The organism is Mycobacterium sp., assembly GCF_049683355.1.
Classification (GTDB): domain Bacteria; phylum Actinomycetota; class Actinomycetes; order Mycobacteriales; family Mycobacteriaceae; genus Mycobacterium.
Genome location: NZ_JBAUJB010000368.1, coordinates 1 through 2209, shown reverse-complemented (window position 1 = coordinate 2209; position 2209 = coordinate 1). Strand labels below are relative to the sequence as shown.

Below are 2209 nucleotides of genomic sequence, written 5' to 3'. Positions count from 1 at the left end.
GGCCGGTAGTGAGACCGAGTACGGCTCGGCGCTCGACGCCGCGATGACCTGGCAGGGCGACGGCGCCGAGTGGATCCACCTGGTGGACCTCGACGCTGCGTTCGGCCGGGGGTCCAACCGCGAGATGCTCGCCGAGGTGGTCGGCAGGCTGGACGTGGCGGTTGAACTGTCCGGGGGCATCCGCGACGACGAGTCGCTCGCGGCGGCCCTGACCACCGGTTGTGCGCGCGTCAACCTGGGTACGGCGGCGCTGGAGAACCCGCAGTGGTGTGCCAAGGTCGTCGCCGAGCACGGCGAACGCGTGGCCGTGGGGCTCGACGTCAAGATTGCTGAAGGAGAGCACCGGCTGCGGGGTCGCGGCTGGGAGACCGACGGCGGCGATCTGTGGCCGGTGCTGGAACGTCTTGACCGCGAAGGATGTTCACGCTTCGTGGTCACCGATGTCACCAAGGACGGCACATTGAACGGGCCGAATCTGGACCTGTTGACCAAGGTCACCGAACGCACCGACGCGCCCGTCATCGCCTCCGGCGGGGTGTCCAGCCTGGACGACCTCCGCGCGATCGCCACCCTGACAGGCCGCGGGGTGGAGGGCGCCATCGTCGGGAAGGCCCTGTACGCAGGAAGATTCACGTTGCCGCAGGCGCTGGCCGCGGTCAACACGTGACCGTCGATCTGGCCCCGCTGCTGGCCACCGCGGCCGAGGTACTCGATGCCGCGTCGACGCAGTTCATCGCGGGGCACCGCGCCGATTCCGCGGTCGCCAAGAAGGGCAACGACTTCGCCACCGAGGTCGACCTCGCCATCGAACGCCGGGTGGTGGCCGAGCTGACCCGGTTGACCGGCATCGGGGTGCACGGCGAAGAGTTCGGTGGGGAACCGCTGGACTCCGAGTTGGTGTGGGTGCTCGACCCGATCGACGGGACGTTCAACTATGCCGCCGGGCTGCCTACGGCGGCGATACTGTTGGGTCTGCTCGCCGACGGCGAACCGGTGCTGGGGCTCACCTGGTTGCCGTTCACCGCGCAGCGCTACACCGCGATGGTCGGGGAACCGGTGCGCTGCAACGGCGAGGTGCTGCAGGCACTGGCACCCTCGGAGCTTTCGGACTCGGTGGTGGGGATCGGCACCTTCAACATCGACTCGCGCGGTCGCTACCCGGGCCGGTACCGGATGGCAGTTCTGGAGGGGCTGAGCCGCGAGTGCTCGCGACTGCGGATGCACGGGGCGACGGGAATCGACCTTGCCTACGTCGCGGCCGGCATCCTCGGCGGCGCAATCAGTTTCGGCCATCACGTCTGGGACCACGCTGCCGGCGTGGCGTTGGTGCGGGCCGCAGGAGGTGTCGTCACCGACCTCGCCGGACTGCCGTGGACGGTGTCCTCGCCCTCGGCGCTGGTGGCCGCGCCGGGCGTGCACGAGCAGATGCTGGAGATCGTGCGAGCCGTCGGGGAGCCGGAGGACTACGCGTGAGGGCCGCCAGTGACTTCCAATGACGTTGCCACCCGGGTGATCCCGTGCCTGGACGTCGACGACGGACGCGTGGTCAAGGGTGTGAACTTCGAGAACCTGCGTGATGCAGGCGATCCGGTCGAGCTGGCTGCCGCCTATGACGCCGAGGGCGCCGACGAGTTGACGTTCCTCGACGTGACGGCCTCCTCGTCGGGCCGGGCCACCATGCTGGCGGTGGTCCGACGCACCGCCGAGCAGGTTTTCATCCCCCTCACCGTAGGCGGCGGCGTCAGAGCGGTCGAAGACGTCGACGTCCTGCTGCGCGCCGGGGCGGACAAGGTCGCCGTCAACACCGCGGCGATCGCACGCCCGGAGTTGCTCTCGGAGCTCTCCCGGCAGTTCGGCTCGCAGTGCATCGTGCTGTCGGTGGACGCGCGCACAGTGCCCGAAGGGAGCGAGGCCACCACGTCGGGCTGGGAGGTGACCACCCACGGCGGGCGCCGCGGCACCGGAATCGATGCGATCGAATGGGCGGCGCGCGGGGCCGAACTCGGGGTCGGCGAGATCCTGCTCAACTCGATGGACTACGACGGCACCAAGGCCGGTTTCGACCTGAAGATGCTGCGCGCGGTGCGCGGAGCGGTGTCGGTGCCGGTGATCGCCAGCGGCGGAGCGGGTGCGGTGGAACATTTTGCGCCCGCGGTTTTTGCAGGTGCCGACGCCGTCCTCGCCGCGAGCGTGTTCCACTTCCGGGAAC

At 69.6% G+C, this 2209-nt stretch carries 3 protein-coding genes; all 3 read left to right on the top strand.

The window, feature by feature from the left end:
- A partial coding sequence (gene priA, locus WA944_RS21075) for a bifunctional 1-(5-phosphoribosyl)-5-((5-phosphoribosylamino)methylideneamino)imidazole-4-carboxamide isomerase/phosphoribosylanthranilate isomerase PriA (protein WP_526647316.1) occupies positions 1-667 on the top strand: 667 nt, incomplete at its 5' end.
- Entirely contained in the window at positions 664-1473 is an 810-nt protein-coding gene (locus WA944_RS21070; RefSeq protein WP_526647315.1) for an inositol monophosphatase family protein, read from the top strand. The genes priA and WA944_RS21070, both read left to right, overlap by 4 nt.
- Positions 1474-1482: 9 nt before the next feature.
- Positions 1483-2209 (top strand): imidazole glycerol phosphate synthase subunit HisF (hisF, locus tag WA944_RS21065; RefSeq protein ID WP_526647314.1); only part of this gene is annotated, 727 nt, incomplete at its 3' end.